The sequence below is a fragment of the Streptomyces sp. NPDC005485 genome, from assembly GCF_040606085.1.
Taxonomy (GTDB): domain Bacteria; phylum Actinomycetota; class Actinomycetes; order Streptomycetales; family Streptomycetaceae; genus Streptomyces.
The window spans coordinates 15,124-39,712 of the sequence record NZ_JBEXDZ010000013.1 but is presented as its reverse complement, the minus strand read 5'-3'; the positions used below and the strand labels follow the sequence as shown (position 1 = coordinate 39,712).

21 protein-coding genes are annotated in these 24,589 nt (G+C 71.3%); 9 read left to right on the top strand and 12 right to left on the bottom strand.

What is annotated here, in order from left to right; genetic code table 11:
- Positions 1 to 12: 12 nt before the first annotated feature.
- Complete coding sequence (locus ABZS97_RS07330; RefSeq protein WP_356134601.1) at positions 13 to 1,989, top strand: ricin-type beta-trefoil lectin domain protein; 1,977 nt, start codon at positions 13 to 15, stop codon at positions 1,987 to 1,989.
- A 10-nt stretch (positions 1,990 to 1,999) separates the two neighbouring features.
- Here the strand turns inward: ABZS97_RS07330 and ABZS97_RS07325 are convergent, their stop codons facing one another.
- The 3 genes from ABZS97_RS07325 to ABZS97_RS07315 all read right to left on the bottom strand — a co-directional run bounded on the left by ABZS97_RS07325 (position 2,000) and on the right by ABZS97_RS07315 (position 4,497).
- Positions 2,000 to 2,731, bottom strand: a complete 732-nt coding sequence (locus tag ABZS97_RS07325; protein WP_356134599.1) for a DUF4232 domain-containing protein — start codon at positions 2,729 to 2,731, stop codon at positions 2,000 to 2,002.
- Between the two features lie 135 nt (positions 2,732 to 2,866).
- On the bottom strand, positions 2,867 to 4,213 hold the full coding sequence (locus ABZS97_RS07320) for a jacalin-like lectin (RefSeq protein ID WP_356134597.1): 1,347 nt from the start codon (positions 4,211 to 4,213) through the stop codon (positions 2,867 to 2,869).
- A 50-nt stretch (positions 4,214 to 4,263) separates the two neighbouring features.
- Positions 4,264 to 4,497, bottom strand: coding sequence for an AbfB domain-containing protein (locus ABZS97_RS07315; RefSeq protein WP_356134595.1), 234 nt, complete (start codon positions 4,495 to 4,497; stop codon positions 4,264 to 4,266).
- A gap of 695 nt (positions 4,498 to 5,192) precedes the next feature.
- Here ABZS97_RS07315 and ABZS97_RS07310 point away from each other — a divergent pair.
- Positions 5,193 to 5,687 carry a hypothetical protein gene (locus ABZS97_RS07310; RefSeq protein WP_356134593.1) on the top strand — a complete coding sequence of 165 codons (495 nt, stop codon included), beginning with the start codon at positions 5,193 to 5,195 and terminating at the stop codon, positions 5,685 to 5,687.
- A 433-nt stretch (positions 5,688 to 6,120) separates the two neighbouring features.
- Here ABZS97_RS07310 and ABZS97_RS07305 read toward each other — a convergent pair whose 3' ends face one another.
- Positions 6,121 to 6,336, bottom strand: coding sequence for a dodecin (locus tag ABZS97_RS07305; protein WP_356134591.1), 216 nt, complete (start codon positions 6,334 to 6,336; stop codon positions 6,121 to 6,123).
- A gap of 344 nt (positions 6,337 to 6,680) precedes the next feature.
- Here ABZS97_RS07305 and ABZS97_RS07300 point away from each other — a divergent pair, with 344 nt between their 5' ends.
- Entirely contained in the window at positions 6,681 to 7,940 is a 1,260-nt protein-coding gene (locus ABZS97_RS07300) for an extracellular solute-binding protein (protein WP_356134589.1), read from the top strand.
- Between the two features lie 31 nt (positions 7,941 to 7,971).
- On the opposite strand, the gene egtD is transcribed toward ABZS97_RS07300, so the two are convergent.
- Genes egtD through egtA form a run of 4 tightly spaced genes read right to left on the bottom strand, consistent with a single transcriptional unit; the run spans position 7,972 to position 12,372 of the window.
- Complete coding sequence (gene egtD, locus ABZS97_RS07295; protein WP_356134587.1) at positions 7,972 to 8,934, bottom strand: L-histidine N(alpha)-methyltransferase; 963 nt, start codon at positions 8,932 to 8,934, stop codon at positions 7,972 to 7,974.
- Entirely contained in the window at positions 8,931 to 9,776 is an 846-nt protein-coding gene (egtC, locus tag ABZS97_RS07290) for an ergothioneine biosynthesis protein EgtC (protein WP_356134585.1), read from the bottom strand. The genes egtD and egtC overlap by 4 nt, the downstream gene beginning before the upstream one ends.
- Positions 9,776 to 11,101 (bottom strand): ergothioneine biosynthesis protein EgtB, encoded by a 1,326-nt coding sequence (gene egtB, locus ABZS97_RS07285; protein ID WP_356134583.1) that lies wholly within the window; start codon positions 11,099 to 11,101, stop codon positions 9,776 to 9,778. The genes egtC and egtB overlap by 1 nt, the downstream gene beginning before the upstream one ends.
- Entirely contained in the window at positions 11,098 to 12,372 is a 1,275-nt protein-coding gene (gene egtA, locus ABZS97_RS07280; RefSeq protein WP_356134581.1) for an ergothioneine biosynthesis glutamate--cysteine ligase EgtA, read from the bottom strand. Before egtA ends, egtB begins: the two co-directional genes overlap by 4 nt.
- 257 nt (positions 12,373 to 12,629) lie before the next feature.
- Here egtA and ABZS97_RS07275 point away from each other — a divergent pair, with 257 nt between their 5' ends.
- Positions 12,630 to 13,466 carry a TIGR02452 family protein gene (locus tag ABZS97_RS07275; RefSeq protein ID WP_356134579.1) on the top strand — a complete coding sequence of 279 codons (837 nt, stop codon included), beginning with the start codon at positions 12,630 to 12,632 and terminating at the stop codon, positions 13,464 to 13,466.
- Between the two features lie 228 nt (positions 13,467 to 13,694).
- Here the strand turns inward: ABZS97_RS07275 and ABZS97_RS07270 are convergent, their stop codons facing one another.
- The gene (locus ABZS97_RS07270; protein ID WP_356134577.1) at positions 13,695 to 14,150 is read right to left on the bottom strand and encodes a type II toxin-antitoxin system PemK/MazF family toxin; all 456 of its coding nucleotides are present in this window, start codon (positions 14,148 to 14,150) and stop codon (positions 13,695 to 13,697) included.
- Between the two features lie 71 nt (positions 14,151 to 14,221).
- Here ABZS97_RS07270 and ABZS97_RS07265 point away from each other — a divergent pair, with 71 nt between their 5' ends.
- Both ABZS97_RS07265 and ABZS97_RS07260 read left to right on the top strand, forming a co-directional pair.
- Entirely contained in the window at positions 14,222 to 15,313 is a 1,092-nt protein-coding gene (locus ABZS97_RS07265; RefSeq protein WP_356134575.1) for a glycosyl hydrolase family 18 protein, read from the top strand.
- A 74-nt stretch (positions 15,314 to 15,387) separates the two neighbouring features.
- A complete protein-coding gene (locus ABZS97_RS07260; RefSeq protein ID WP_356134573.1) occupies positions 15,388 to 15,915 on the top strand; it encodes a DinB family protein in 528 nt (175 codons plus the stop codon).
- Between the two features lie 102 nt (positions 15,916 to 16,017).
- Here the strand turns inward: ABZS97_RS07260 and ABZS97_RS07255 are convergent, their stop codons facing one another.
- The 3 genes from ABZS97_RS07255 to ABZS97_RS07245 form a co-directional block, all read right to left on the bottom strand.
- Positions 16,018 to 17,505 (bottom strand): SPFH domain-containing protein, encoded by a 1,488-nt coding sequence (locus ABZS97_RS07255; protein ID WP_356134571.1) that lies wholly within the window; start codon positions 17,503 to 17,505, stop codon positions 16,018 to 16,020.
- A gap of 176 nt (positions 17,506 to 17,681) precedes the next feature.
- Positions 17,682 to 17,900, bottom strand: a complete 219-nt coding sequence (locus tag ABZS97_RS07250) for a hypothetical protein (protein ID WP_356134569.1) — start codon at positions 17,898 to 17,900, stop codon at positions 17,682 to 17,684.
- Between the two features lie 26 nt (positions 17,901 to 17,926).
- Complete coding sequence (locus ABZS97_RS07245; protein WP_356134567.1) at positions 17,927 to 19,348, bottom strand: amidase; 1,422 nt, start codon at positions 19,346 to 19,348, stop codon at positions 17,927 to 17,929.
- Between the two features lie 318 nt (positions 19,349 to 19,666).
- On the opposite strand from ABZS97_RS07245, the gene ABZS97_RS07240 reads away from it, so the two are divergent.
- From ABZS97_RS07240 to ABZS97_RS07230, 3 genes are all read left to right on the top strand, one after another.
- Positions 19,667 to 21,007 (top strand): AbfB domain-containing protein, encoded by a 1,341-nt coding sequence (locus ABZS97_RS07240; protein ID WP_356134685.1) that lies wholly within the window; start codon positions 19,667 to 19,669, stop codon positions 21,005 to 21,007.
- 179 nt (positions 21,008 to 21,186) lie between these two features.
- Complete coding sequence (locus ABZS97_RS07235; protein ID WP_356134565.1) at positions 21,187 to 21,909, top strand: peptidylprolyl isomerase; 723 nt, start codon at positions 21,187 to 21,189, stop codon at positions 21,907 to 21,909.
- A gap of 556 nt (positions 21,910 to 22,465) precedes the next feature.
- Positions 22,466 to 24,556, top strand: a complete 2,091-nt coding sequence (locus ABZS97_RS07230; protein WP_356134563.1) for a SpoIIE family protein phosphatase — start codon at positions 22,466 to 22,468, stop codon at positions 24,554 to 24,556.
- Positions 24,557 to 24,589: the final 33 nt, after the last annotated feature.

Below are 24,589 nucleotides of genomic sequence, written 5' to 3'. Positions count from 1 at the left end.
AGGAAATCGAACGTGAATGACCCAGCCCAGTCGGATTCCCCCACCCCCGGCCGGACGTTCGACATGACGGACGGACAGCTCGCGGCCGACTTGAAGAAGAACCCCGGGAAGCGGCCGTCGCACTATCCCGTGGGGGAACTTCTGGACCGGCACTGGGAAGCCGTCTTCTGCTACGCACGACTGTGCACCGACGGCGTACGCTCCGCCGGAATCCTCACCACGGCCGCATTCACCCGCCTGTTCGGGGACACGCTGCGGCAGACCGGCCCGGCGACGGCATGGCGGCCGCAGCTGCTGGTCACCGCGCGCCGGATCGCCGCCGAATGGGATGCGGACAAGCGACAGACGCTGCTCCATCCCGAGCTGCAGTCCGGCTCGGGCGGCGAGCGGGCCGCGGACCGTCTCCTCCCGCGGGAGAACAGGCGCCTGCTGGCCCGGGCGTTCCAGCGGCTTCCGGAGCCCAGCCGCTGCCTGCTGTGGCACACAGAGGTCGAGGCCGAGCAACTGGACATACCCGCCGCGCTGTTGGGTCTCAGTGTCGACGACGCCGGCGTGGAGCTGCGGCGCGCCCGCGAACGCCTGCGCGAGGCCTGCCTGGAGGTCCATCGCGAACTCGCCCCCGAGCAGGAGTGCCGCCGCTACAGCCGCATGCTGGATGTGTCCGTACGGCGCGGCGGCGTCGACCTCGATCCCGACCTGCGGGCGCACATGGACCGCTGCGAGCACTGCCGGCACGCCGCCGACCAGCTGAACCAGTTTCACGGCGAACTCGCCGTCCCGCTGGCCGAGTCGGTCCTCGGCTGGGGCGCGCGGGCCTACCTCACCGCTCGGGCGGCTCGCGCCTCCGAGATCGTGGAGGTGACGCCGACCGCGGCCGCCGAGCGGACCGACACGGGCACCGACCCGGGTACGGACGCCGGCGCCGACGCGGGCACCGGCATACCCGCCGGCGCGGCCACCGCCGTACGCCACACGCATGCGGACCGACGCCCGCCGCGCGCCGAAGGGCGAGGAGAGGCACGCCCGCCTGCCCACAAGGCCCCGCGTCGCTCCGCGCGCCGTCGCAACCTCACCCTGGCCGTGCTGACGGTGAGCGGCCTGGTGCTGGTCCCGCTCGTGCTGTGGTCGGCGCTCGGTTCGGGTGGCGAGGACGGAACGTCGGGCAACGCGCCCACCGGCACGGCCAGTTCGGACGGCAGCCGGCAGCCCGGCGCCAACCCCTCCTGGATCGGCAGCGGCGATTCGGCGGACGGCACCGTGCGCGGCCGGCTGCGCAACGCCGCGACCGGGCTGTGCATCGGCCTCGTCGGCAAGAGACCCGTGGCCGGCGCGCAGACCGAACTCGCCTCCTGCAACTCGGCGGCGAGCCCGCAGTGGGCGTACGAGTCCGACGGGCTGCTGCGTCTGCAGGACACCCCCGACCTCTGCCTCGACTCCCACCTCGGCTACTCGGTCCAACTGGAGCCGTGCACGGGCCCGTCCAAGCCGGACACGAAGAACGTGCGCTACGACCTCACCCTTCAGGGCCTCCTCGTACCGCGCTGGAACCAGGACCTGGCGCTGACCCCCACCTCCACCAAGGAGAAGGCGTCACTCGTTCTCAAGCCCCGCGACGACGAGGCGCCGCAGAGCTGGACGCTCGACACGTCGGCCCCCGCGCTCCAGATGGAGGTGGTCAACTGGGACGGCGACGACGAGCCGGCTCCCGCGGCCTCCAGCGCCCCCCGGCCCTCGACCACACCGTCGCCCACCGCCTCCAGGACCAAGCCCGCTCCGACCCCGTCGACTCCGAAACCGACGGCCCCGTCCACGAGTCCCGCCTACCCCACCTATCCGGCGTATCCCTCGTATCCCGGGGGAAGCAGTAGCTGCTACTACCCCAACTACTGCTCAGGGACCGGCCAGTACGGCGGACCCGGGTACGGCGGCGGGTACGGGGGCTACGGCTATGGATCCGGTTACGGCTACTACGGCGGGGGCCAGGGCTGACGCGGGGCGCTCAGGCACCGGTTCCTGAGCGCACGACCGTCAGGAAGACGGACGAGGAGTTGCCGGACACGGGGACCTCGCCCTGTGTCCACGGCACCCTGAGGGAGTCCCGTTCGTCGGGCGGCGTGACGAGCAGCGCGGCGGGCGTCGCCGTACGGGCTCCGCTGATCTGCGGGTTGGAGAACGTCAGCCCGGCCGAGGCGCTCCGGCCGGGTGCCAGCGTGAGCGTGGTGGGCGTCTGCGGCGACCGTTCGGGGTCGGGGCCCAACTGCTTGCCGGACGCGTCGACGAAGGCCGCTCCGGGGTAGCCGTGCACCGTACAGGTGCGCTGGGAGCGGTTGGTCAGGACGAGAGGGAAGTTCTCCTGCCCGGCGCCCGGATTGTTGCGGCCCACCGAGGCGCGCAGCTCGGAGGTGTGGCAGCGGGTGCCGGCGGAGCTGTGGGTGGACGCCGCCGAGGCACCGGGCGGCTGCGACGAGCCGGCGCGGGACGAGGTGAGGCTGCTGCCGGTGAGCGGTGCGGCGCTGCTCGGTGTGCGCGCGGACGTGGTCGGCGGCTGCGCGGCGGTGGCCGGCTCGCCTGTGCCGGGAAGCTTCTGAGCCTGCCCGCCCGAGCCTTCTTCGGTTCCGCAGCCGCAGAGCAGACCCAGCACCGCGGCCGCGCAGGCGACGAGCGCGGTCCCGTGTGCACGGCCGGGGTCGTGGTGGGTGGTGGCCGACGCGCCGGGCCGGAAGATCGCCATGTCTTCACTCCTCGGGAATCACCGTACGCCTGTGGCGTGTGCGCACGTTCCCGTGTGCCCCGTCACCGGCTTCCGATGCACGGGAGGGCCCGGGGAAGGATCCCCGGGCCCTCCCGCGCTCGCGTCGGCCTTCGCTCAGCGCTGCGTGTAGATCAAGCCGATCTTGTCGACCTCGTCACCCGTACGACCGTGGAAGCCGGCGATCTGCCAGCCGGACGGTGCGGTGCGGGTCACGCAGTCGGACGTGGTCGTTCCGGTGGCCAGGGTGCGGCCGAGGTTGGTGGTGAACTTCGCGTAGAAGATCCGCGTGCGGTTGTCCTTCGAGCCCTGGCAGAGCTGGCCGGACGTGACGTATTCGTTGCTGCCGAGGGTCAGCGAGGAGGCGGTGCCGCCGGTGCCGCCGTGCGTGAGCGTCGTGCCGTTGCTCAGGGTCAGGCCCATCTGGTCGACACGCGAACCGCCGCGCAGCGAGAGGGTGGTGGCGCGGGCACCGGCCGGGACGCGGTCGATGTCGTTGAAGTAGTCGCCGTGCGGCCCGCCGTACTGGTCGCTGAGCTGGAAGGCGGAGTTGCGCGACCAGGAGAACTTCGCGGTGATCGGGTCGTGGTCGGAGAGCATCTTGCCCTCGGAGTTGAGGAACGCGGCGTGCTCGTTGTTGTACGACGTGGCGTTGAGGGTGACGAGCTTGCTGCCGCGGTAGAGGATCTTGTCGACGACCTCGCAGGTGTTGGGCACGGTGGGCCCGGTCTGGTCGCAGACCAGCGCGTCGCTGCCCTTGGCGGGCGCGCTGCCGCCGCGTATCAGCTTCACCCAGGCGTCGGTCAGCCCGTTGGAGGCGGCGAACTCGGCGATGGTGTCGGCGGACCGGGTGTAGCGGGTGTTGGTGTCACCCATCACCACGACGGCGTTGCCGGCCGAGTGCGTGCCGATGAACGAGGTGAGCTGGTTGAGGTTGTCTGCGCGGGAGGCCTCGTCGCCGTCGTTGGTACCGGCGTTGGTGTGCAGGTTGTAGAAGTCGACGTAGACACCCTCGGCGAGGCGTTCACGCATGAACGTGAAGCCCTTGGGGGTGAGACAGTCGCCCGAGTCGAGCTGGCAGGAGTTCCAGTGGGCGCGCTCGAAGTCGTCGCCGTCCCAGGCGTAGTTGGAGACGGTGTTGAGCCCGCTGCCGATGCCCGCGCCGCCGCTGGTCGCGGTGCGATTGGCGTGGGTGTCCGTGGAGTACAGGTAGGCGTGGTAGTTGAAGTCCTCCTGGACGTTCACGATGTCGTACGGCGCGATACGGCGGCCGATCTCCGTGGTGCTGGTGTCGCGCGGGGTCGAGGCGCTGGACAGCGACTCCGGCAGACCGGCGACGTTGTAGCTGAACACGCTGAAGGTGCCCGAGTCGGCGGCTGCAGCGGTGGGAGCGGCCGCTGTGAGGCCGCCGAGGGTGGCGGCTGTCGCCGCCAGGGTGGCGAGGAGTCTGCGAACGCGAGGCATGGAGGAGGCTCCAGGGGGTGCGGGGGGTGGACTTGAGGGCGAACCAAGGTTCAGTGGCCGACCCGGAACACGGCGTCGGACTTCTCGGTGGCCGTGGAGATCACGTCGAGGCGCAGCACGTAGTCTGCGCGCCGGACGTAACGGTCCGGGTGGTTGCGGGAACGGGAAGATGACCAGGAGGCGTCGGCCGTACCCGCCGTCCGATGGAACGGCACATCCTGCGCGAACGCCGTGATGCGGTAGGGCATACGGGCCCTGGGCGTGCGGCTCGGGCTGTCGTTCATGTGCGCTCCGGGGACGTGGAGATGCTGAACGGTTGGTCGATATGTCGAACAAAGTTCGGAAAACCGGTCGGACTGTAAGGGGTGGGTGTGTGCACGTCAATAGACCGCGTGCGTGCGCCTGGCAATGAACCTCCATGGGGCAGACGGGAGTTGGGTGGAGGGTGGTGTACGTGGTGGCGCCGCCGGCTGAGCCGGGAAGCGTGACGCTCCGCTCGGAGTGCGTGCGGTGCAGCTGACGGTGAACCTCCTTGGTGCGGGCGGGAGTTGGGTGGAGGGTGGTGTACGTGGTGGCGCCGCCGGCTGAGCCGGGAAGCGTGACGCTCCGCTCGGAGTGCGTGCGGTGCACCTGACGGTGAACCTCCTTGGTGCGGGCGGGAGATCGGCGGGGGAGTGGCGTACGTAGTGGGTCCGACGGCTGCATGCCGGGAGGGGTGGCGTTCCGCTCGGAGCGCGTGCCGTGCGCCCGGCGGTGAACCTCCTTGGTGCGGGCGGGAGTTCAGCCGGACAGCGGTGTACGTCGCGGTGCCGTCGGCTGCACGTCCGAAGCGTGGTGCTCCGCCGGCCGGCGCGGGCGCCGAGCCGCAGGGCCCGCCTCGGCTCCCGGCGCACGGGGGCGTGATGTCGCCGTGCGGTGCAGGTACGCGCTCGCCGGGGGCGCCCGCCGAGAGTCCCCGGTCCTGTCTAGGCTGGCCCGCGTGACGGAGAACAACAGGACCAGACCGCTCGCCGTGTTCGACCTCGACGGCACGCTCGCCGACAGCGCGCACCGGCAGCGGTTTCTGGAGCGCAAGCCGCGGGACTGGGACGCGTTCTTCGCGGCGGCCCCGCAGGATCCGCCGCTCGCCGAAGGCGTCGCGATGGCGTTGGAGAGCGCCCAGGAGTGCGAGGTCACGTACCTCACCGGCCGCCCCGAGCGCTGCCGCCGCGACACCGTCGCCTGGCTGGCCGCGCAGGGGCTGCCCGAGGGGCAGATCTGGATGCGGCGCAACGACGACCGCAGGCCCGCCCGCCGCACCAAACTGGAGATCCTGCGCCGGCTCGCCCGGAACCGGGAGATCCACGTCCTGGTGGACGACGACGAACTCGTGTGCGACGAGGCGGAGCGGGCCGGCTTCACTGTCGTACGCGCGCGTTGGGCGGCTGCGTCGGCGGCGCTCAAGGTCGCGCAGGAGAGGGACGGGCGGACCTGAGGGTGTCGCGCGGGTGGTGGCGCTTGCCGGCCTTCGAGGCCCTGTCGGTCGCGGGTCGGCTTCACTGTCGTACGGGCGCGTTGGGCGGCTGCGTCGGCGGCGCTGAAGGTCGCGCAGGAGAGGGACGGGCGGACCTGAGGGCGCCGCGCGGGTGGTGGCGCGGCACGCCTCTGGGTGCTGTGGCGCCTTGGCGCCTGCCGACATGCGAGGCCCTGTCGGCCGCTCTCGGGGCGGCGAGCGGCAGTCGTGGCCGGGGCGATCCGCACCGGCGGGCGGCGGGCGCAGCGAAGGCTGACCCACGCGGTCGGCCGAGAAAGGCCGGCCATGTCCGCGTGGGTCATGCCCTACGGAGTCACCGGTCGCGGCGCAGGCCCACCGGCCCGCGCGTCAAGCACCCGGCCGTCGAGCCGCCCGCCGCCCCGCCCTCGTCCGATCAGCCGGCGTCCTCCAGCCGGAAGCCCACCTTCAGGCCGACCTGGTAGTGCTCGACCTGTCCGTTCGCGATCTGCCCCCGAACCTGGGTGACCTCGAACCAGTCGAGGTTGCGCAGGGTCTCCGAGGCGCGGGCGATGCCGTTGCGAATGGCCTGGTCGATGCTCTCGGGTGAGGTGCCGACGATCTCGGTGACCCGGTACGTGTGGTCGGACATGCGGGAACTCCTCTCCGCCGTGGCGGGTGTGCCACGCGTCATTCCACGGTGCCCCACTGCGCGGCGGTCCGCGAGATGTCGGAGGAAATGGCGGAGACACCGGAGGCGACCTTCCCTGCCGCCCCCTGGCCCGTACGGTGCCCGCACAGCGCCCGAACGCGCGCACAGCACCCGTACGCGGCGGCTCCACGGTGCCCATTCCGTCCCGGTGGCCGGATCCACCCTTGACGACCGGATTGGTCCATACCAAAATCCAGCACACCCGTACGAGCACCGAGCTCGTCCCCCACGTCGGGCCTCCCTTCCCCTGTCCGCACGGCGGACAAGGCAGAACAGGACCGCTCGTGAGACGTCGACTCCTCGCCCTTCTCTGTGTATCCGCCTCCCTGCTCACCGCGTGCGGTGTCCTGCCCGGAGAGGGGGCCGAGCGGCGGACCGTCACGGTGTGGCTGATGAAGGACAGTGCCTCCCCGGAGTTCCTGGAGCGGTTCACCAAGGCGTTCGAGCAGGGGCACGGGGACGTGGACCTCGACATCCGTATCCAGCAGTGGACCGGGATCGGCGAGAAGGTCGAGGCGGCGCTCAAGCGTGACGACGCGGGCGCGCCCGACGTCATCGAGGTGGGCAACACCCAGGTCGCGCAGTACGTGGACAAGGGCGGCCTGGACGACCTGACCCTGGAGTCCGTGCGCGACTGGGGCTCGGACGGCTGGCTCCCCGGCCTGGCCGATCCCGGTCAGGTCCGCAACCACCAGTACGGCATCCCGTGGTACGCCGCCAACCGTGTCGTCATCTACCGCAAGGACCTGTTCGCGCAGGCCGGCATCAAACGGCCGCCGGCCACCCGCGAGGAATGGCTCGCGGACACCGAGCGGCTCAACTCCGGCGGAGACCAGGGGATTTACCTGGCCGGACAGGACTGGTACACCCTGGCCGGGTTCATCTGGGACGAGGGCGGCGACCTCGCGAAGGAGAGCGTCGGGCACTGGGAGGGCACACTGCAGACGCCGGCCGCGCTGCGCGGCATGGACTTCTACCGGCGGCTCCAGGCCCTCGGCGACGGGCCCGCGAAGGCCGACGAGGAACACCCGCCGCAGGCCGGGGTGTTCGCGCGGGGACACGTGGCGCAGCTCGTGGCCGTGCCCGGGCTCGCGCAGGCCATCGTCGGGCAGAACCCCGACCTCAAGGACAAGTTGGGCTTCTTCCCCGTGCCGGGCAAGACGGCTGCCGAGCCGGGCGCCGTGTTCACCGGCGGTTCCGACCTCGTGGTGCGCAAGAAGACCGACAACCGGCCGGGAGCCGTGGCCGTCGTCGCCGCGCTGGCAGGCGCAAAGTGGCAGACCGAGCTGGCCCGGACGATGAACTACGTGCCGAACAAGACGAGCCTCGCGGGTGCGGTAGCGGGGGAGGAGGGAGTCGCGGCCATGGCGGCGGGCGCCGCACAGGGCCGGGCGACCCCCTCCTCACCCGAGTGGGCGGCCGTCGAGGCCGACAACCCGATCAAGGACTACATGACGAAGGTCCTCACCGGATCCGACCCGGCGACCGAGGCCCGACGCGCCTCACGCCGGATCACCGAGACACTCAAGGGCAACCCGGAGTGAGCGCGGGCCCTCGGCGGCGTTGGCGGGCGCGTCACCCGGCCACGCTCAGCGACAGCGCGAACCGGCCTGCCTCATCCGTCCACCAATGGGTCAACTCCAGTCCGGCCGAAGCCAGTTCGGTGCGCACGCCCTCCTCGCGGAACTTCGCCGAGATCTCGGTGCGCAGTTCCTCGCCGTCCGCGAAGTCGACGGCGAGGTCGAGGGCCGGGATCTTCACGGTCGCCGCGGTCCGTGCGCGCAGCCGCATCTCGATCCACTCGTGCTCGGCGTCCCAGAGGGCGACATGGTCGAAGGTGTCGGGGTCGAAGTCGGCGCCGAGTTCACGGTTGACGACGGAGAGCACGTTCTTGTTGAACGCGGCCGTCACTCCGGCGTCGTCGTCGTAGGCAGCCACCAGCACCGACTCGTCCTTGACCAGGTCCGTGCCGAGCAGCAGGGCGTCGCCCGGTGACAGCAGGGAACGTACGGAGGAAAGGAACGCGGCGCGTTCGGCGGGCAGCAGATTGCCGATCGTGCCGCCGAGGAACGCCACGAGCCGCGGCCCGGGCGTGCCCGGCAGCGCCAGACCGCCGGTGAAGTCGGCGATCAGCGCGTGCACGGCCAGGTCCGGATGCTCGGCGATCAGGACATGCCCGGCCTGTGTGAGCGCGCTCTCGCTCACGTCGACCGGCACGTACGTGTGCAGTCCCGGCAGCGCGTCGAGCAGGTACCGGGTCTTCTCCGACGAGCCGGAGCCCAGCTCGACGAGCGTGCGGGCGCCCGTCGCCGCGGCGATCTCGGCGGCCCGGGCGATCAGGATCTCGCGCTCGGCACGCGTGGGGTAGTACTCGGGCAGTTCGGTGATCTTGTCGAAGAGCTCGCTGCCGTGCGCGTCGTAGAACCACTTCGGCGGCAGCGTCTTGGGCGTGCGGGTGAGGCCGTGCAGGACGTCGGCGCGCAGGGCCGCGTCGGTGGCGTCCTCGGGCAGGGTGCGGGTGAGGAGGAACGGGCTCACGTACGGGGCTCCTTGGGTGTGACGGGTGCCGTGCGCGCGTGCGGGGCGCCCTGGTGGGGCGTGTCGCCGCGCCGGTGCGGGCCGTTCGGCTGGTACGGCTCCTTGAGCGGGGTGAGCAGGACGTCGGTGCGGCTCGCCGCGAGCAGCGTGCGGTCCGGCACCTCCTGCCAGTGCGGGTCGTCGTCGTAGGGCTCGGAGGCCACGACGGTGCGACGGCCGGGCTCGGAGAGATACCAGAGGGTGTCGCCCCAGGCCGTCGCGGTGATGGTCTCGCCGTCGGTGAGCAACAGGTTGAGCCGGGAGCCCGGAGCCGCCTCGGCGACCTCGGTCACCGTGTCGGCCAGCGCCTGCCCCGCCTCGTCACCGCCGCGCAGCCGGTGCAGCAGCAGCGCCCACACGAGCGCCGAGTCACAGCGGGCCTCCAGCGAGAGCAACTCGCCGGACGGCAGGGTCGCCGCGAGTGGGGCGAGGGAGCGCGGCCACCCGATGATCGCCCCGTTGTGGCTGAACAGCCAGGGGCCCGCGGCGAACGGAGCCGCCGCAGCCTCCCCGTCCGCGCCCGCCACGGTCGCGTCCCGCACCGCGGCGAGCAGCGCCCCCGAGCGCACCACGCGCGCGAGGTCGGCGAAGGACTGGTCACCCCAGATGGGCCCGGTGCGCCGGTAGCGGGCCGGAACGGGGTCTCCCTCGGCATACCAACCCACCCCGAAACCGTCGGCGTTGACGGTCCCGTACCGCTGGCGTCGAGGTGCCCAGGACTGCCGGAACAGGCTGTGCGGTGGCTCCGTGAGAAGTCGGCCGAGCGGCTCCTGCGGTCCCAGGAACGCCAGGTGACGGCACATCAGACATCCTCCGAGGAGCGGGCCGTACGGAACCCGGAGAAGATCTGCCGCCGGATCGGATAGTCCCAGTTGCGGAACGTGCCACGGCAGGCCACCGAGTCCACGGCGAACGAACCGCCGCGCAACACCTTGTACTCCGGCCCGAAGAAGACCTCCGAGTACTCCTTGTACGGGAACGCCGAGAACCCCGGATACGGCAGGAAGTCGCTCGCCGTCCACTCCCACACGTCGCCGATCAACTGCCGTACACCGAGCGGGGATTCGCCGTGAGGGTAGCTGCCGGCCGGCGCCGGGCGCAGATGCCGCTGCCCGAGGTTGGCGTGCTCGGCAGTGGGGTCGGCGTCGCCCCACGGGTAGCGCCGGGAGCGGTCGGAGACCGGGTCGTGGCGGGCAGCCTTCTCCCACTCGGTCTCGGTGGGCAGCCGGCGCCCCGCCCAGCGCGCGTACGCGTCCGCCTCGTACCAGCACACGTGCAGCACCGGCTCGTCGGGCGGGACGACCTCGGTGACGCCGAAGCGCCGCCGCAGCCACTGGCCGCCCTCGCGGCGCCAGTACAGCGGTGCCTCGATCCCGTGCGTGCGGATGTGGTCCCAGCCCTGCGGGGTCCACCAGCGCTCGTTGCCGTAGCCGCCGTCCTCGACGAAGGCCTGGTACGCGCCGTTCGTCACCGGCGTGGTGTCGATGAAGAACGGGGCGACCTCGCGCCGGTGCGCGGGCCGCTCGTTGTCGAGTGACCACGGCTCGGCGGACGTGCCCATGGTGAACGGGCCGCCGGGAACGAGGACTTCGGCCGGACCGGTGAACGGGGGCGCGGGCGCGGGGTCCGGCGCGGTGAGGGCCGCCGGGCCCGTGCGCAGCTGATGGGTGATCAGCATTGTTTCGTCGTGCTGCTGTTCGTGCTGCGCGATCATCCCGAAGGCGAAACCCGCCTCGGTCAGCCGCGAGCCGTCGAAGCGAGTGCTCTCCAGCACGTCGAGGGCCCGTCCGCGTACCTCTGCGACATAGCGGCGGGCCTCGTCCGGCGGCAGCAGCGGCAGCGAGGGCCGCTCGGCGCGCGAGTGCTCGAAGGCGTCGTAGATCCCGTCGATCTCGGGCCGCATCGCGTCACGCCCCGCGACCCCGCGCAGCAGCCAGAGTTCCTCCTGGTTGCCGATGTGCGCGAGGTCCCACACGAGCGGGGACATCAACGGCGAGTGCTGTGCGGTCAGTTCGGGCTCCTCCACGCAGGACGTGAGAAGCGCGGTCCGCTCGCGAGCCGTGGTCAGCGTGTCCCGGGCCCGTTCGCGGAGCGCCTCGGGATCCGTGAGTGCATCGGGGGCGGTCATGTGAGGCTGTCCTTCCCATGGAACCGGCTGAGCAGATCGTCGGCGGGGCAGCGGCCCCGGGCGACGTAGCGGTCGGTGAACTCCGCGACGGCGTCCTGCACTTCGGCACTGGCGCCGAGTCTGGGCAGGGCCTCGGCCGCGGCCGCGAAACAGGTGACGGCGGCCTCGTGCAGATCCGGATCGGCGAGCCCGGTCCGGGCGGCCGCGTCCCACAGCGGATTGCACGGGGCGGGCCGCGAACCCGCCCGCTCCGCGAGGGGTTTCACGGTCCGGTACGCCGTCTCCGCGGCCTCCGCGTCGTCGAAGAGCGCCGCCGTCACCGCGAGCGGCACGATCCATCCGTCGTCGCCCGGCTGGGCGTCGATCATCCGGAGCTCCAGATGGCCGCGCGGACGCACCGGCGGGAACAGGGTGGTCAGGTGATAGTCCAGATCCGCCCGGTCGGGCGGCGTGTCGGAGCGGGTCCAGGAGCGGAAGCTCATGCCGTCCGGCACACCCCACGGCCCCTCCGGCTCCCGTACGCACATCACCGGCGCGTCCAGCACGCGCCTGGCCCAGGCGGCGCGCGGGTCGCCGTGCAGGGACGGGGCGCTGCTGCGGCCGGGATCCATCGCGGCCCACAACGACTGCCTCGTGGAGCGCCAGCCGGTGTAGCGGCCCTCGGCCATCGGGGAGTGGGCGAACGCGGCCACCAGCACTGCGCCCAGCTGGTGCGCCAGCCACCAGCGCCGCCCGTGGCCGAGCGGGCCCGGCTCCTCGTACCCGGCGTCCAGGCACACCTGCACGGAGGCGGAGGAGCACATCATGGCGCGGCCCTCGGGCCCGGCGCGGTCGAGGTAGCGCTCCATGGCGTCGTAGCGCGGCTCATGGAGATACCGGCTCGGGGGGTTCCAGGGATCCTGGCCGTGACCACTGAGGCCGAGATCAGCCTCGCGCAGGATCGCGCGTACGGCGTCGAGGTCGGCGGAGACGGACCCGATGCACTCCATCAGGGAGTCGGCGGGCCGGGAGCTGAGCTCCAGCTGGCCACCGGGCTCGACGGTGAGCGCCGAACGCAGGGGCAGGGTCCGCAGAGCGGCGTAGGCCGCTTCGAGTCGTGCGGGCAGAACGGGGAGCTGCGGTAGCCGCAGGTCATGTACGAGCCATTCCACTTCGACACCGAGGGTGCGGGGCGGGCCGGTCTTGAAGCAGATGCCGCGGACCAGCGCCTCCACCTCGGCCTCGGTGACGACGGAGCGTTTCTCCGTACAGTCACTCACCGAATCTGACATGTCGGGATCCTCCTGAGATTCCACCATGCCGCCGACCCGGCTTTTCGGGGGCCGAACCGGCACAGCTTGTCCCACCCAAGACCACGCGACCGGGTTCGCACAAGGGTGCAGATCCGCTCTTTCGGGGCCGGGTCACACTGTTCGCGGGGCCGCGAAACTCTGTTGCGCCGCATGACCAGCATCGCTCACGATGCGTTCATGAGCACGACGGGGGAGATCGCGCGGCGCGCGTTCGAGGCGTCCACGGGGGTGGCGCCATGAGCGCGCGCCTTCGTGCGATCGCACAGGAAACGGAAGAGATCGTCGCGGCGGGTGCGTACCGCGCGCCCGGTGGGCGCGAGGTTCCGATCGCCGCGGCGGTCGAGGCCGCTCGCAGCGGAACGCGGATGGTCGGGCCGGGCCCCGTGCCGATATCGCCTGCCGATCCCGTGGACACATTGTTCGAGGTCACCGGCGAAAGCAGCCTGGAGGCGGCCCGCCGGCTCACCGGCTCCGACCCCGTCGCCGTCCTGAACTTCGCCTCGGCGCGCAATCCCGGCGGCGGCTACCTCAACGGGGCGCAGGCCCAGGAAGAGGCCCTGTGCCGGGCCTCGGCGCTGTACACGTGCGTACTGCGGGCGAGGGAGTTCTACGACCACCACCGCGCCCACCGCGACCCGTTCTACACCGACCGTGTCATCCACTCACCCGCCGTGCCCGTCTTCCGCGACGACCGCGGACGACTCCTGGACGAGCCGTACACCGCCGGATTCCTGACCGCGGCGGCACCCAACGCCGGAGTGGTCAGGCGCACCACCCCCGAGCGCGCGGCCGAACTGCCGGGTGCCCTCGCCCTGCGGGCCGAGCGGGTACTGGAGACGGCCGCCGCGCACGGATACCGGCGGCTGGTGCTCGGAGCCTGGGGCTGCGGGGTGTTCCAGAACGACCCCGGGCAGGTTGCCGGGGCCTTCCGGACCCTGCTCACCGACCGGGGCCGCTTCGCCGGGCGATTCGACCACGTGGTGTTCGGCGTCCTGGACCGCACGGCGGGGGCGGCGGTCCGGTCGGAGTTCGAGCAGGTGTTCGCCCGCGAGGTCGCTGCGCGCCTGCCGTAGGCTCCGGCGGCCGGGTGCCTGGAGAGGTGCCCGATCGGGCGGTCGGGCGGTGTGGTGGGGTTTGCGTCCGGGGGCGCTGAGCGTCGGCCATCGGGCTCAGCGCCGTTCGAGCAGCTGGTTGCCCGGAGGGCTGCTCGGACCCTCCCGGGGTGTGGCGGTGGCCGCCGGGAAGCCGAGCCGCCGCCCGCCACAGAGCCCCACCGTGGCCGAAGGCGCCCGGAACGCCGTTCAGCGCCAGCCGTAGCGTTCCCGCAGCCGGTGCACCACCAGGTTGAACCGCATCCGGTCCAGGGCGCAGGCCTCGCGCCGCATGCCGTCCTCGTGCAGCCGCAGCACCCGGTCCACGTCCACCCACGAGTCGCGCCCGGACCGGTCCCACGGCCCGCTCCCGATCGCCACCCACTCGCGGTCACCGTCGTGCCGCTTGCTGGAGAGCTGGACGGCGAGGAACGTACCGGTGGCCTCGCGGGCCACGACGAGCACCGGGCGGTCCTTGCCCCGTCCGTCGTTCTCCTCAAAAGGCACCCACGTCCACACGATCTCGCCGGGGTCGGGGTCGCCGTCGTGCGCGGGGGAGTACTCCGTCCGCACCCGGCCCACCTCGCGCGGCTCGGCCTCGGTGGTCGCGGTGGCCCCGTGGCGGCCGGGGATCTCTGCGTCGGTCTCATCGGTATAGGCAGTCACGCGGGTCACGTTAGAGGCTGTCCGGCCCAACCCGCCGCGCGGGTCCGTGTGATGGCCCACAGGCTCGCCCCATGGTGAGACGACACGCATGGCGCACCCGGGCCAACTGGGGAGCCCTCGCACTGGCCCTGGCAGCCCTGACCCTCGCACCCGGACCGGCGCCCGCACCCGCATCGGCACCCCCATCGACACCCATGCCGGCACACGGAACGGCCCTATCATCCCGTACCGTCTCCGCCTGGCTGCCCTGGTGGGACCAGCGGGCCGCGTACGACAACGCCCTCAGCCACGCCGCCCAACTGCGCACCGTCAGCCCGTTCTGGTACGAGGCCAAGGGCGCCGACCGCATCGACGGCCATCCCGGCGCCGGCGAGCGGCGCATCATCGACGGACTGCACGGCGCGGGCATCCAGGTCGTTCCCACCGTGATGGAGCAGCTGCGACCCGGCGCCCTCGCCGCCGTCCTGGCCCGGGCGGACAGCCGCGCCACCCACATCCGCGCGCTCGAACGCCTCGTCCTCAGCCGGGCGTACGACGGCATCGACCTCGACTACGAGTCCATCGCCTCCACGGGGGACGCCGCGTACCAGAAGGTCCGCGCCGACTACGCCACCTTCGTCGCCGGCCTCTGCCGCCGCCTGCACGAGCTGCACAAACAGTGCTTCGTCACCGTCTCCCCGCAGACCGCGAACACCGGCCGTGTCTGGGACTACCGCCGACTGGGCGCCGCCGCCGACCGGCTGCGCATCATGGGGTACGACCTGCACTGGTCCGGCGGTCCGTCCGGCCCGCTCTCCTCGCCGGACTGGTACGACGACATCCTGCGCCGCGCCACCGCACAAGTCCCGGTCCGGAAACTGGAGATGGGTCTGCCCGCGTACGGCTGGGACTGGGCCGCCGACACCCCTGGCCACGCCCGCCACGTCACCTCGAAGGAGGCCGAGGCCCTCCGCCGTCGCGTCAGGGCCCCCTACAGCCTCGACCCGGTCTCCCGCACCCCCCACTTCACCTACGAGGAGAACGGCACCCGCCGCACCGTCTGGTACCAGGACGCCCGCGGGATCGCCGAGGACCTGCCGGTGCTCCGCAAGTACGGTGTGACGAACACGGTGCTGTGGGCCCTCAACTTCGAGGACCCTCAGTTGTGGCGCACTCTTGCCTGATCGTCAGGCAGGTCCCCGAAGTCACGACGGCAATGAGGACATGGACTGGCCTATATGCCTCCTACGGTCGACCCATGACCACTTCGTCGCAGAACCCGGCCCCCTTTCCTCCTGGTGAACAGGGGGAGCTGCTGCAAGCACTCGCGGAGCAGCGGGAGTTGCTGCTGATCACCGTTCGCGGCATCGGCGACGCCCAGGCCGCCGAGCGCACCACCGTCAGTGAACTCACCCTGGGCGGGATCCTCACCCATCTCGTCCGCGGCGAGCGGGTATGGATGCGGATCATGGTGAAGGGGGACGGTGAACTCCCGGAGGGCATGCTCGACTTGGAGCAGTACCGCATGGCGGAGGGTGAGACGCTCGCCGGGCTGGTGCAGCAGTACGAGAGGGTCGCGCAGGCGACGGAAGCGGCCGTGGCCGCCCTGCCCGACCTGGACCGGAGCGTGCCCCTTCCCAGGACCCCGTGGTCCCCGCCGGAGACCGTCCACTGGTCGGCCCGCCGGATCCTGCTGCATCTGATCAGGGAGACGGCCCAGCACGCCGGGCACGCGGACATCATCCGGGAAACCCTCGACGGCGCCAACAGCACCGCCCAACGGTGATCCCACGGGCGAGCGCCCTCCCCGGACCGTCCGACGGCCGGGAAGGGCGCTCAACGAGCACTCACCAGGAAGCGGGTGAGAGGCCGGGGAGAAGCCGGTGGGTCACTCCTCGTCCTTCTCGACCGGAACCTTCTCCGTCCGAGGCGCCACGAAGCCGTTCAGGCCGGCGTTGCCCGGTGTCACGACGTCGTTCTGGTTCATCGAGGCGAGGAGCCGGCGGGCCAGGCCGAGGCCCGTGCCTCCCATCGTGAGGGCCTTGGCGAACATGTCCGACATGCCGTCGGCACCGTTGAGCAGCACCATGTGCTCGACGTTGCCGAAGGCGCTCGCACCGGCCTGGACGATCTCCGGCCAGTTCTCGGCGAGTTGCTGGGCGACCACGGCCTCCTGGTTCTCGGCGAGGGCGGCGGCCCGGGCCTTGATGGCCTCCGCCTCGGCGAGACCCTTCGCCCGGGTCGCCTCGGCGATCGCGAGCCCGTTGGCCTGAGCGGCCGCTGCCTCGGCCTCACCGGTGGCCCGGGTCGCCTCCGCCGCGGCCAGACCTCGCGCCTTCGTCGCCTCGGCCTCGGCGCCCGCGGCCGTCTTGACCCGGGTCGCCTCGGCCACCGCCGCGAGTTCGGTCTCCTGGGCCTTCGCCTGCGCGGCGGAGATCCGCGCGTCGCGTTCGGCCTCGGCCCGGGCCCGGGTCTCGTACGCCTTGGCGTCCGCGGGCTTGCGGACGTCCGCCTGAAGCTGCTGCTCGCGGCGGTGCGCCTCCAGTTCGGCGACGCGTGTCTCCTGCACGACGACGTCCTGCTGGGCGGCGGCGTGGGCGAGCGGCCCGGCCTGCTGGGCCCGGGCAGCCGCCTTGTCCCGCTCGGCCTGGTAGCCGGCCTGGAGGATCTCGCTGTCCCGGGTCGCCTCCGACATGCGGGCCGCGGCCGCCTGTTCGGCCTCGGTGGCGAGACGGTTCGCCTCCGCCTGCGCGATGCGCGCGTCGCGCTGTACGGCGGCGGCGTGCGGCATGGCGAGGTTCTTGATGTAGCCGGTCGGGTCCTCGATCTCGTGGATCTGCAGCGAGTCGACGATCAGACCGAGCTTCTCCATCTCCGTCCCGCACGCGGCCCGCGTCTGACCGGTCAGCTTCTCCCGGTCGCGGATCATGTCCTCGACGGTCAACCCGCCGACGATGGACCGCAGATGACCGGCGAACACGTTGTGCACCCGCTCGGACATCATCTTCTGCTGGTCGAGGAAGCGGCGGCCCGCGTTGGCGATCGACACGAAGTCGTCGCCCACCTTGAAGATGACCACGCCCCGCACCTTGAGCGGAATGCCCTGGGTGGTCGCGCAGTCCACGGACAGCTCGGTCTCCTTCAGATCGAGCGAGAGCCTGCGCACCGCCTGCACGCCCGGAATCACCAGCGTGCCGCGTCCCGTGACGATGCGGAATCCCATGCCTTCTTCAAGGCCTTCGGTCCGGTGTTTCGAACCGGAGATGATCAGTGCTTCGTCGGGCTCCGCGACGCGCCACATGAGCTTGAAGACCACAACGATGCAGACCAGTGCGAGGACAACTGCCCCCGCTACGACGCCGACAATCATCGGCATACGCCCCCTTTGAATGGTGCCCTTTCGGCACCGAACGAAGGGAGTGTGCTCCTGCGCGAGACCCGGGTACAGCTGTTGACGAATCCTTGTTGCAATCTTGACGCGTACGGCTCTCACCTGGCAGGACGCGCGCTCAGGTGTCGTATGACGCGGCGTCAACTGCCCTACGGAGCCGATCAGTCGTCGTAGGCGGCCGACACGTACACCGTGCGCGGCGGCAGGTACTCGACCACCATCACGACCGTGCCCCGCTCCAGGCGGTCCTTCGCCGCGGCGGGGTAGGCGAGGAAGTGCTCGGCGCCACCGCGCACCCGGACGATCACCTCGCCGACGAGCCCCGGTCCGACCGTGCCGGTCACCCGTCCCATCAACCCGACCATCGGAGCGTCACCCATGGTCACAGCGTACGGTCTTCTCCCGCCTACGCGGCCGCGTCCGTGGCGGCCTGCTGCGGCGGCCACCGCTCGTACCAGCGCAGGTCGGCCTCCAACTGCGCGGCCAGCGACACGAGCAGCGGCTCGCTGTTCGCCGGGCCGAGGAGCTGCGCGCCCACCGGAAGGCCCCCGTTGACGAAGCCGGCGGGGACGTTGACGCCTGGCCAGCCGAGGATGTTCCAGGGCCAGGCGTAGGGGCACGCGGCGATCATCGCGCGGTCGGTGGCCAGACCGCCGAGGCTGAGCATGGAACCGATCCTCGGCGGGGGAGCGGCCGTTGTGGGCGCGAGGATGACGTCGTACGTGTCGAAGAGCGCCCCGACGCGTTGGTGCAGGGTCGCCTCCGCGCGCCGGGCCGCCCGCAGCGGGGCGCCGCCCAGCAGTCGGCCCAGCCGGGCGGCGTCGCGGGTGCGCCGGTCGAGGAGTGCGGGGAAGGGGGCCTCGCGGACCCGTTCGGCGAGCCCGGCCGTGGCGCGCGGGATGAAGGTGAGCCCGATCTGCCCGTACGCAGGGTCGGCCTCCTCGACGGTGTGCCCCAACGCGGCGAGCCTGTTCGCGAGTTGGACGATTCGGGCACGTACGTCGGGTTGCAGCCGTGCGGGCAGCGCGGTGAACGGCGGCTTCAGGGCGAGCGCGATGCGCAGCCGGCCCGGCTCCCGGCTCGCCGCTTCCGAGACGCGCAGGGCGAGCGGCCGGTGCAGGTCCTGCTCGTGGTTGCCGCTCGCCGCGTCCAGGAGCAGGGCCGCGTCCGCGACCGTACGGGCGAGTGTCCCGTTGACCGTGATGCCCTGGAACGACTCCGGGCGCGGCCAGGTCGAGATCCGGCCGCGCTGCGGTTTGATGCCGATCAGATGGGTCCAGGAGGCCGGGATCCGGACCGACCCGGCGCCGTCCGAGCCGAGGGCGGCCGGCACCAGACCCGCGGCGACCGCGGCTGCCGAACCCCCGGAGGAACCGCCCGGCGTGTGCTCGGGGTTCCACGGGTTGCGGGTCACCCCGAACGCGGGGCCCTCGGTGAACGGCCACTGCCCGAACTCGCAGGTGTTGGTCTTGCCGAGGATCACCGCGCCGGCCGCGCGCAGCCGCCGTACCGCCTCGCCGTCCTGCGTCACCGGCGGGAATGCGCCCTCGCAGCCGAACGCCGTGGGCTCGCCCGCCACGTCCATGTCGTCCTTGACCGCCACCGGCACGCCCAGCAGCGGTCGCCGCACACCGGCCGCGAGTTCCTTGTCCGCGGCGTCGGCCTCGACGAGCGCCGCCTCGGCCCGCACGACCCGGAAGGAGTTGATGGAGGACTGCGTCGACTCGACCCGGGCGAGGGCCTGTTCGACAAGGGCGCGGGAGGTCACCTCGCCGGCGGCAAGGGCGCGAGCGCACTCGGCCAGACCCGCGGCACGGTCGGGAGTCATGGGGCACCTCCGGAAGCACGATGTCTACCGAACGGTAACGTCCGCGCGCCGGCCGCGGTACGGGAAGGGGAACTTCCTTTCAGCGAAACGGAGTTCGTGCCTCAAGTCGGCGCACCAGGCGCAACACAGGGTTCACACGGTGGCCATCCGTCCCTGTGGAAAGCATTGACGCGCACTGGGCTCACCCTTACGGTCTGACCGAATTTCCGAACTACGTTCGGCATGCCGAACCTCTCTGGGGAGTTGCACGTGACCGCATCGGCCAACGCCGGGCCTGCCAGGTCCCTCCCGCCGTCCCGCCGCAGCCTGCTGCGCGCGATGGCCGCTCTGCCCGCCTCGGTGCTCGTCCTGGGCGAACTGCCCGGCCTGCTCGGCACGGCCGCGGCCGCCGCACCCCCCGGAGGCTCCGCAACCCGCTACACCATCGTGCCGTTCCTCAACAGCAACGACGGCACCGTCAACGTCTACCAGTCCGACGACGCCACCGACTTCCGCCTCGTCAAGGCCTCCGCCTACACCCCGCCCAGCAACCGGATCCGCGACGCCAGCGTCTTCAAGCACACCAACGGCTACTACTACCTGACCTACACCACGCACACCTGGCAGGACACCAGCACCACCATCGGCTTCGCGCGCAGCTCCGACCGGGCCAACTGGACCTTCCTGTACGACTACACGGTCCCGCTCACGAATCTCTCACGCGCCTGGGCCCCCGAGTGGTTCGTCGACAGCGACGGCAGCGTCAACGTCATCGTGTCCTGCTCGACCACCGACGACGAGTGGATCTTCACGCCGTATCTGCTCAAGGCCACCAACTCGGCGCTCACCGCCTGGAGTTCACCGGTCGCGCCCTCGGGCATCGGCAGCAACCACATCGACACCTTCCTGGTGAAAGTCGGCTCCACCTACCACGCCTTCACCAAGAACGAGACGACCAAGTACATCGAGTACGCCACCGCCACCCGTCTCACCGGCCCCTACACGATCAGCAAAACCGGCGACTGGGCGGGCTGGGGCAGCTACCGCGAGGGCCCGGCCCTGGTGCAGCTCGACAACGGCGGCTGGCGCATCTTCTTCGACGGCTACAGCGACGGCAGTTACTACTCCAGCGACAGCTACGACACCTTCGCCACCTGGAGCGCCCCCGCCAAGCTGCCCGTCATCTCGGGCACCGCACGCCACTTCACCGTGGTCAAGGAGACCGTCTCCGGAGGCGTGACCCTCCCCACCGGCGTCACCCGATCCTTCCGGTCGGCCAACTACTCCACCCGCTACTGGCAGGAGCAGTCCTCCCTCCTCAACCTCCCCGTGGTGAGCAGCTCAAGCACCACGGCCGAGAAGCAGGCCGCCACCTTCACCGTCGTCGCGGGCCTCGCCGACGCGAACGCCTTCTCCTTCCGCGACGCCGCCGGCAACTATCTGCGCCACTACGGCTTCCGAGGCCGCTTCGACGCCGACGACGGCACGGCGAAGTTCGCCAAGGACGCCACCTTCACCGCCCGCACCGGCACGACCTCCGCCGCCGTCCGCTTCGAGTCGTACAACTACCCCGGCTACTACCTGCGCCACTACAACTACCAACTCCGCGTGGACCCGACGGACGGCACGGACCAGTTCCGGCAGGACAGTTCCTTTGTGCCGGTGGGGGCCTGGGGCTGAGCTGGGCCCTGTTGACCTGGGGTGTGGCGCTGGAGATCCGTCAACGCTGCGCCACATCCGAACGAAGTGGCCGAAGGCTGCTGAGGCGGATGTGGCTTGGAGGGAGGGTTCCCGCCCTCCAGGTCGGGCCCTAGACTGCGACCGCTCCGAAACAGGTGATCTTCGGGAGGGTGTGCAGGATGAACCGAGCACTCATGGCCGTACTGGCGGCAGCGGCGTTGGTCGCGTCCGGGGGCGGCACCGCCTCCGCTTCCGACGCCCCGCCGCGAACCACGCATGGCCCCTGCCAGTACACCCAGACCCCGGACGAGCCGGCGGCGCGGCCGGTTCCACTGCCGCCCGACCCGCGACACACCCCCAGTCACGGCGCGGTCGACATGGCTGTCCCGACCAGCCAGGGCCCGCTCCCGCTGCGCCTGGACCGGGCGAAGGCGCCGTGCACGGTCCAGAGCTTCGTGCACCTTGCGCAGCACCGCTTTTACGACCGTACGGTGTGCCATCGGCTGACGGCGTATCCGACGCTGAAGGTCCTGCAGTGTGGCGACCCGACCGGCACCGGCGAGGGTGGGCCGGGATACAAGTACAAGGACGAGCTGCCGGTGGACCTGCCGCCGGCACCGAGTGACCCGACCGGCGTCCGTCGCCTCTACGGCCGCGGCCTGCTGGCGATGGCCAACGCCGGGCCGAACACGAACGGTTCGCAGTTCTTCGTCGTCTACGGTGACTCCGCGCTGCGACCGAACTACACGGTGTTCGGCACGGTCGGCGCCACCGGTCTGGAGTCGCTCGACAAGATCGCCGCCGGCGGTATCGAGCCAACTGCGGAGGACCCGGCACCTGTCGACGGCGCGCCCGTGCTGCGAACCGAGCTGCGCAGCGTCCGGCCGTCCTGTCGGCCTTGACGAACTGTGGCGCGGTCAGCGCGGTCCAGCTATGTGACTGACCGTGCCACGGTGATGCCGGTACGCCGATGAGGGTATCGGCGGCGTCGGGCAACGGGCCACGGAGGACGAAGCGATCGCCGAAACCACGCCGGGACCCGCACTGGGCTGGCTGTACCTCGGCCTGCTCGAAGCCCACACGCTGCCTGGGCCGGACCCCGCGGTACATGGGGCATGGGTTTCAGCGCGTCGGGCGTCGGGTGCCGTTCCGGAGCAGTCGACGAACTCGCCGCCCGTGACACCGGCCGACGCGGCGGCCCCGAACCCGAGGCCGTCACACTCGCCACCTTCGCCGTGCCCTCCCCGAAGCCTGACCTTCACACCTACGACGGAACCACCACGCTGGTCCCGAGGGCAGCATCATCGTCACCACGCCGGACAAGGGCCGACGGCGGCGGTCCCGGCTTCGTGCAGACGCAAATGCGGTGGCGCGGGCCATGCCGTAGGTGTCGGGCGGCCCGGTGGGGTACCTCGGGGCTCGGTTGTTGCACTGTGAGTGCCGGAGCACACTGAGTTCATGGAGCCCGCGCGTGAGGACGACGGACGTGCGCTGGTGGAGCAGGCGTTTCGCCAGGCGACCTTCTCGATGTCGATGTTCGGCACAGACCAGCGTTACCTCCGGCTCAACAAGGAGGCGTGCCTGGTCATGGGGGTCGGGGAGGACGAGCTGCGGGGGCTCACCTACCCCTACGGGGTTCCGTCGGACGTGGATCACCAGGGCATGCTGCAGGCACTGCGGGACGTGGCCGCGACGGGCAGGCCCACCCAGTACGAGAGCTTCACCCGGGCCCCGTCCGGCATTCGCGAGCATGCCTGGAACCTGAAGTTCTGGCCCATCCGCGACGACGCGGGTGACGTCTGCGCGGTGGGCCTGGCTGCCTTCGACAGCAGCGAGCAGCACTGGGCACGGCAGCGGCTCGCCGTGCTCGACGAGGCGGCGGTCCGCCTCGGCAGGAACCTCGATCTCACGCGCACCGCACAGGAACTCGTCGACCTGGTCGTGCCCCGCTTCGCGGACTTCGCCAGCGTTGACCTGTTCCAGTCGGTGATGGAGGGCGAGGAACCCACGTCCGAAGGCTGGTCCGACCTGGTCACACTGCGTCGTGTTGCCCATCTGTCTCTCGAGTCCGGTACCCCGGAGGCGGTGATCGAACTGGGCGGCACGGATGCCCACCCTCCGCACTCGCCGCTCGTGCAGGCGCTGCGCACCGGGGAGGCGGTGCTCAGCACCGGCGGCGACCCAGGCCTCGAACGCTGGCTGCAAAGCGTGCCGGCGCGGGCCGCGAAGCTGCGGGAAGGCAGGGCGCGGGGCCTGACCGTCACGTCCATCCTCGCGGTCCCGCTCATCGCGCGCGGCACCACGCTCGGTGTCGCAGCCCTTCTGCGCACCCGGCCGGACCCGTTCAACCAGGACGATTCAACGCTGGCCAGGGAGCTCGCCGGCCGGGCGGCCCTGTGCGTGGACAACGCGCGCCGTTACACCCGTGAGCGCACCACCGCATTGACACTGCAGCGCAGCCTGCTGCCGCGCGGCCCCGTCCGGCAGTCCGCCGTGGACGTCGCCTGCCGTTATCTGCCCACCGACGCGCGGGCCGGCGTCGGAGGCGACTGGTTCGACATCATCCCGCTGTCCGGCGCGCGCGTCGGTCTCGTGGTCGGTGACGTGGTCGGGCACGGCATCCAGGCATCGGCGACCATGGGCAGGCTTCGTACGGCCGTCCAGACACTCGCCGACGTCGACCTTCCGCCCGACGAACTGCTGGCGCACCTGGACGACCTGGTGCTCCGGGTGACCGCCACCGACGAAATCGGCGATCGCGCCGGGGCCGACGGGGGCGGCGAGACGGGTGGTACCTGTCTGTACGCCGTCTACGATCCGGTGTCACGCATGCTCACGACCGCCAGCGCCGGGCACCCACCGCCCGTGATCCTGGAGCCGGGCGGCACCGCCCGCGTCCTCGACGTCAGCGCCGGTCCGGTGCTCGGCGTGGGTGGTCTGCCGTTCGAAGCGACCGAGGTCGAACTTCCGGAGGGCAGCCTGGTCGCGCTGTTCACGGACGGTCTGGTGGAGGCCGCCGATCACGACCCCGACGCCGGTATCGCACGGTTGTGCGATGCGCTGGCGGGCCCGGACACTTTGCTGGAGAGCCGATGCGACGCCGTGCTCACCACGCTGATTCCGGAGCACCCCCGTGACGACGTGGCCTTCGTCCTCGCGCGCACCAGGGCGCTTCATGCAGGGCAGGTCAGGGTGTGGGATCTGTCCGCCGACGTCGAGCTGGTCGCCGAGACCCGTCGGCTCGCCCTGGCTCAACTGGAGGACTGGGGCCTCGGAGAGGCCGCGTTCGTCACCGAACTCGTGGTGAGCGAACTGGTCACCAACGCGATCCGTTACGGCGCCGAGCCGATCCAGTTGCGGCTGATCCACGACCGTACGCTCATCTGCGAGGTCTCCGACGGCAACTCCACGTCACCTCACCTGCGCCGGGCCCGCATGTTCGACGAGGGCGGTCGCGGGCTGCTGCTGGTCGCCCAGCTCACCAGCAGCTGGGGCACACGGCACACGGCGACGGGCAAGACGATCTGGGCGGAGCAGGAACTGACCTGACCGGTCCGCCTTCGCACTACTGGCACCAGGTCA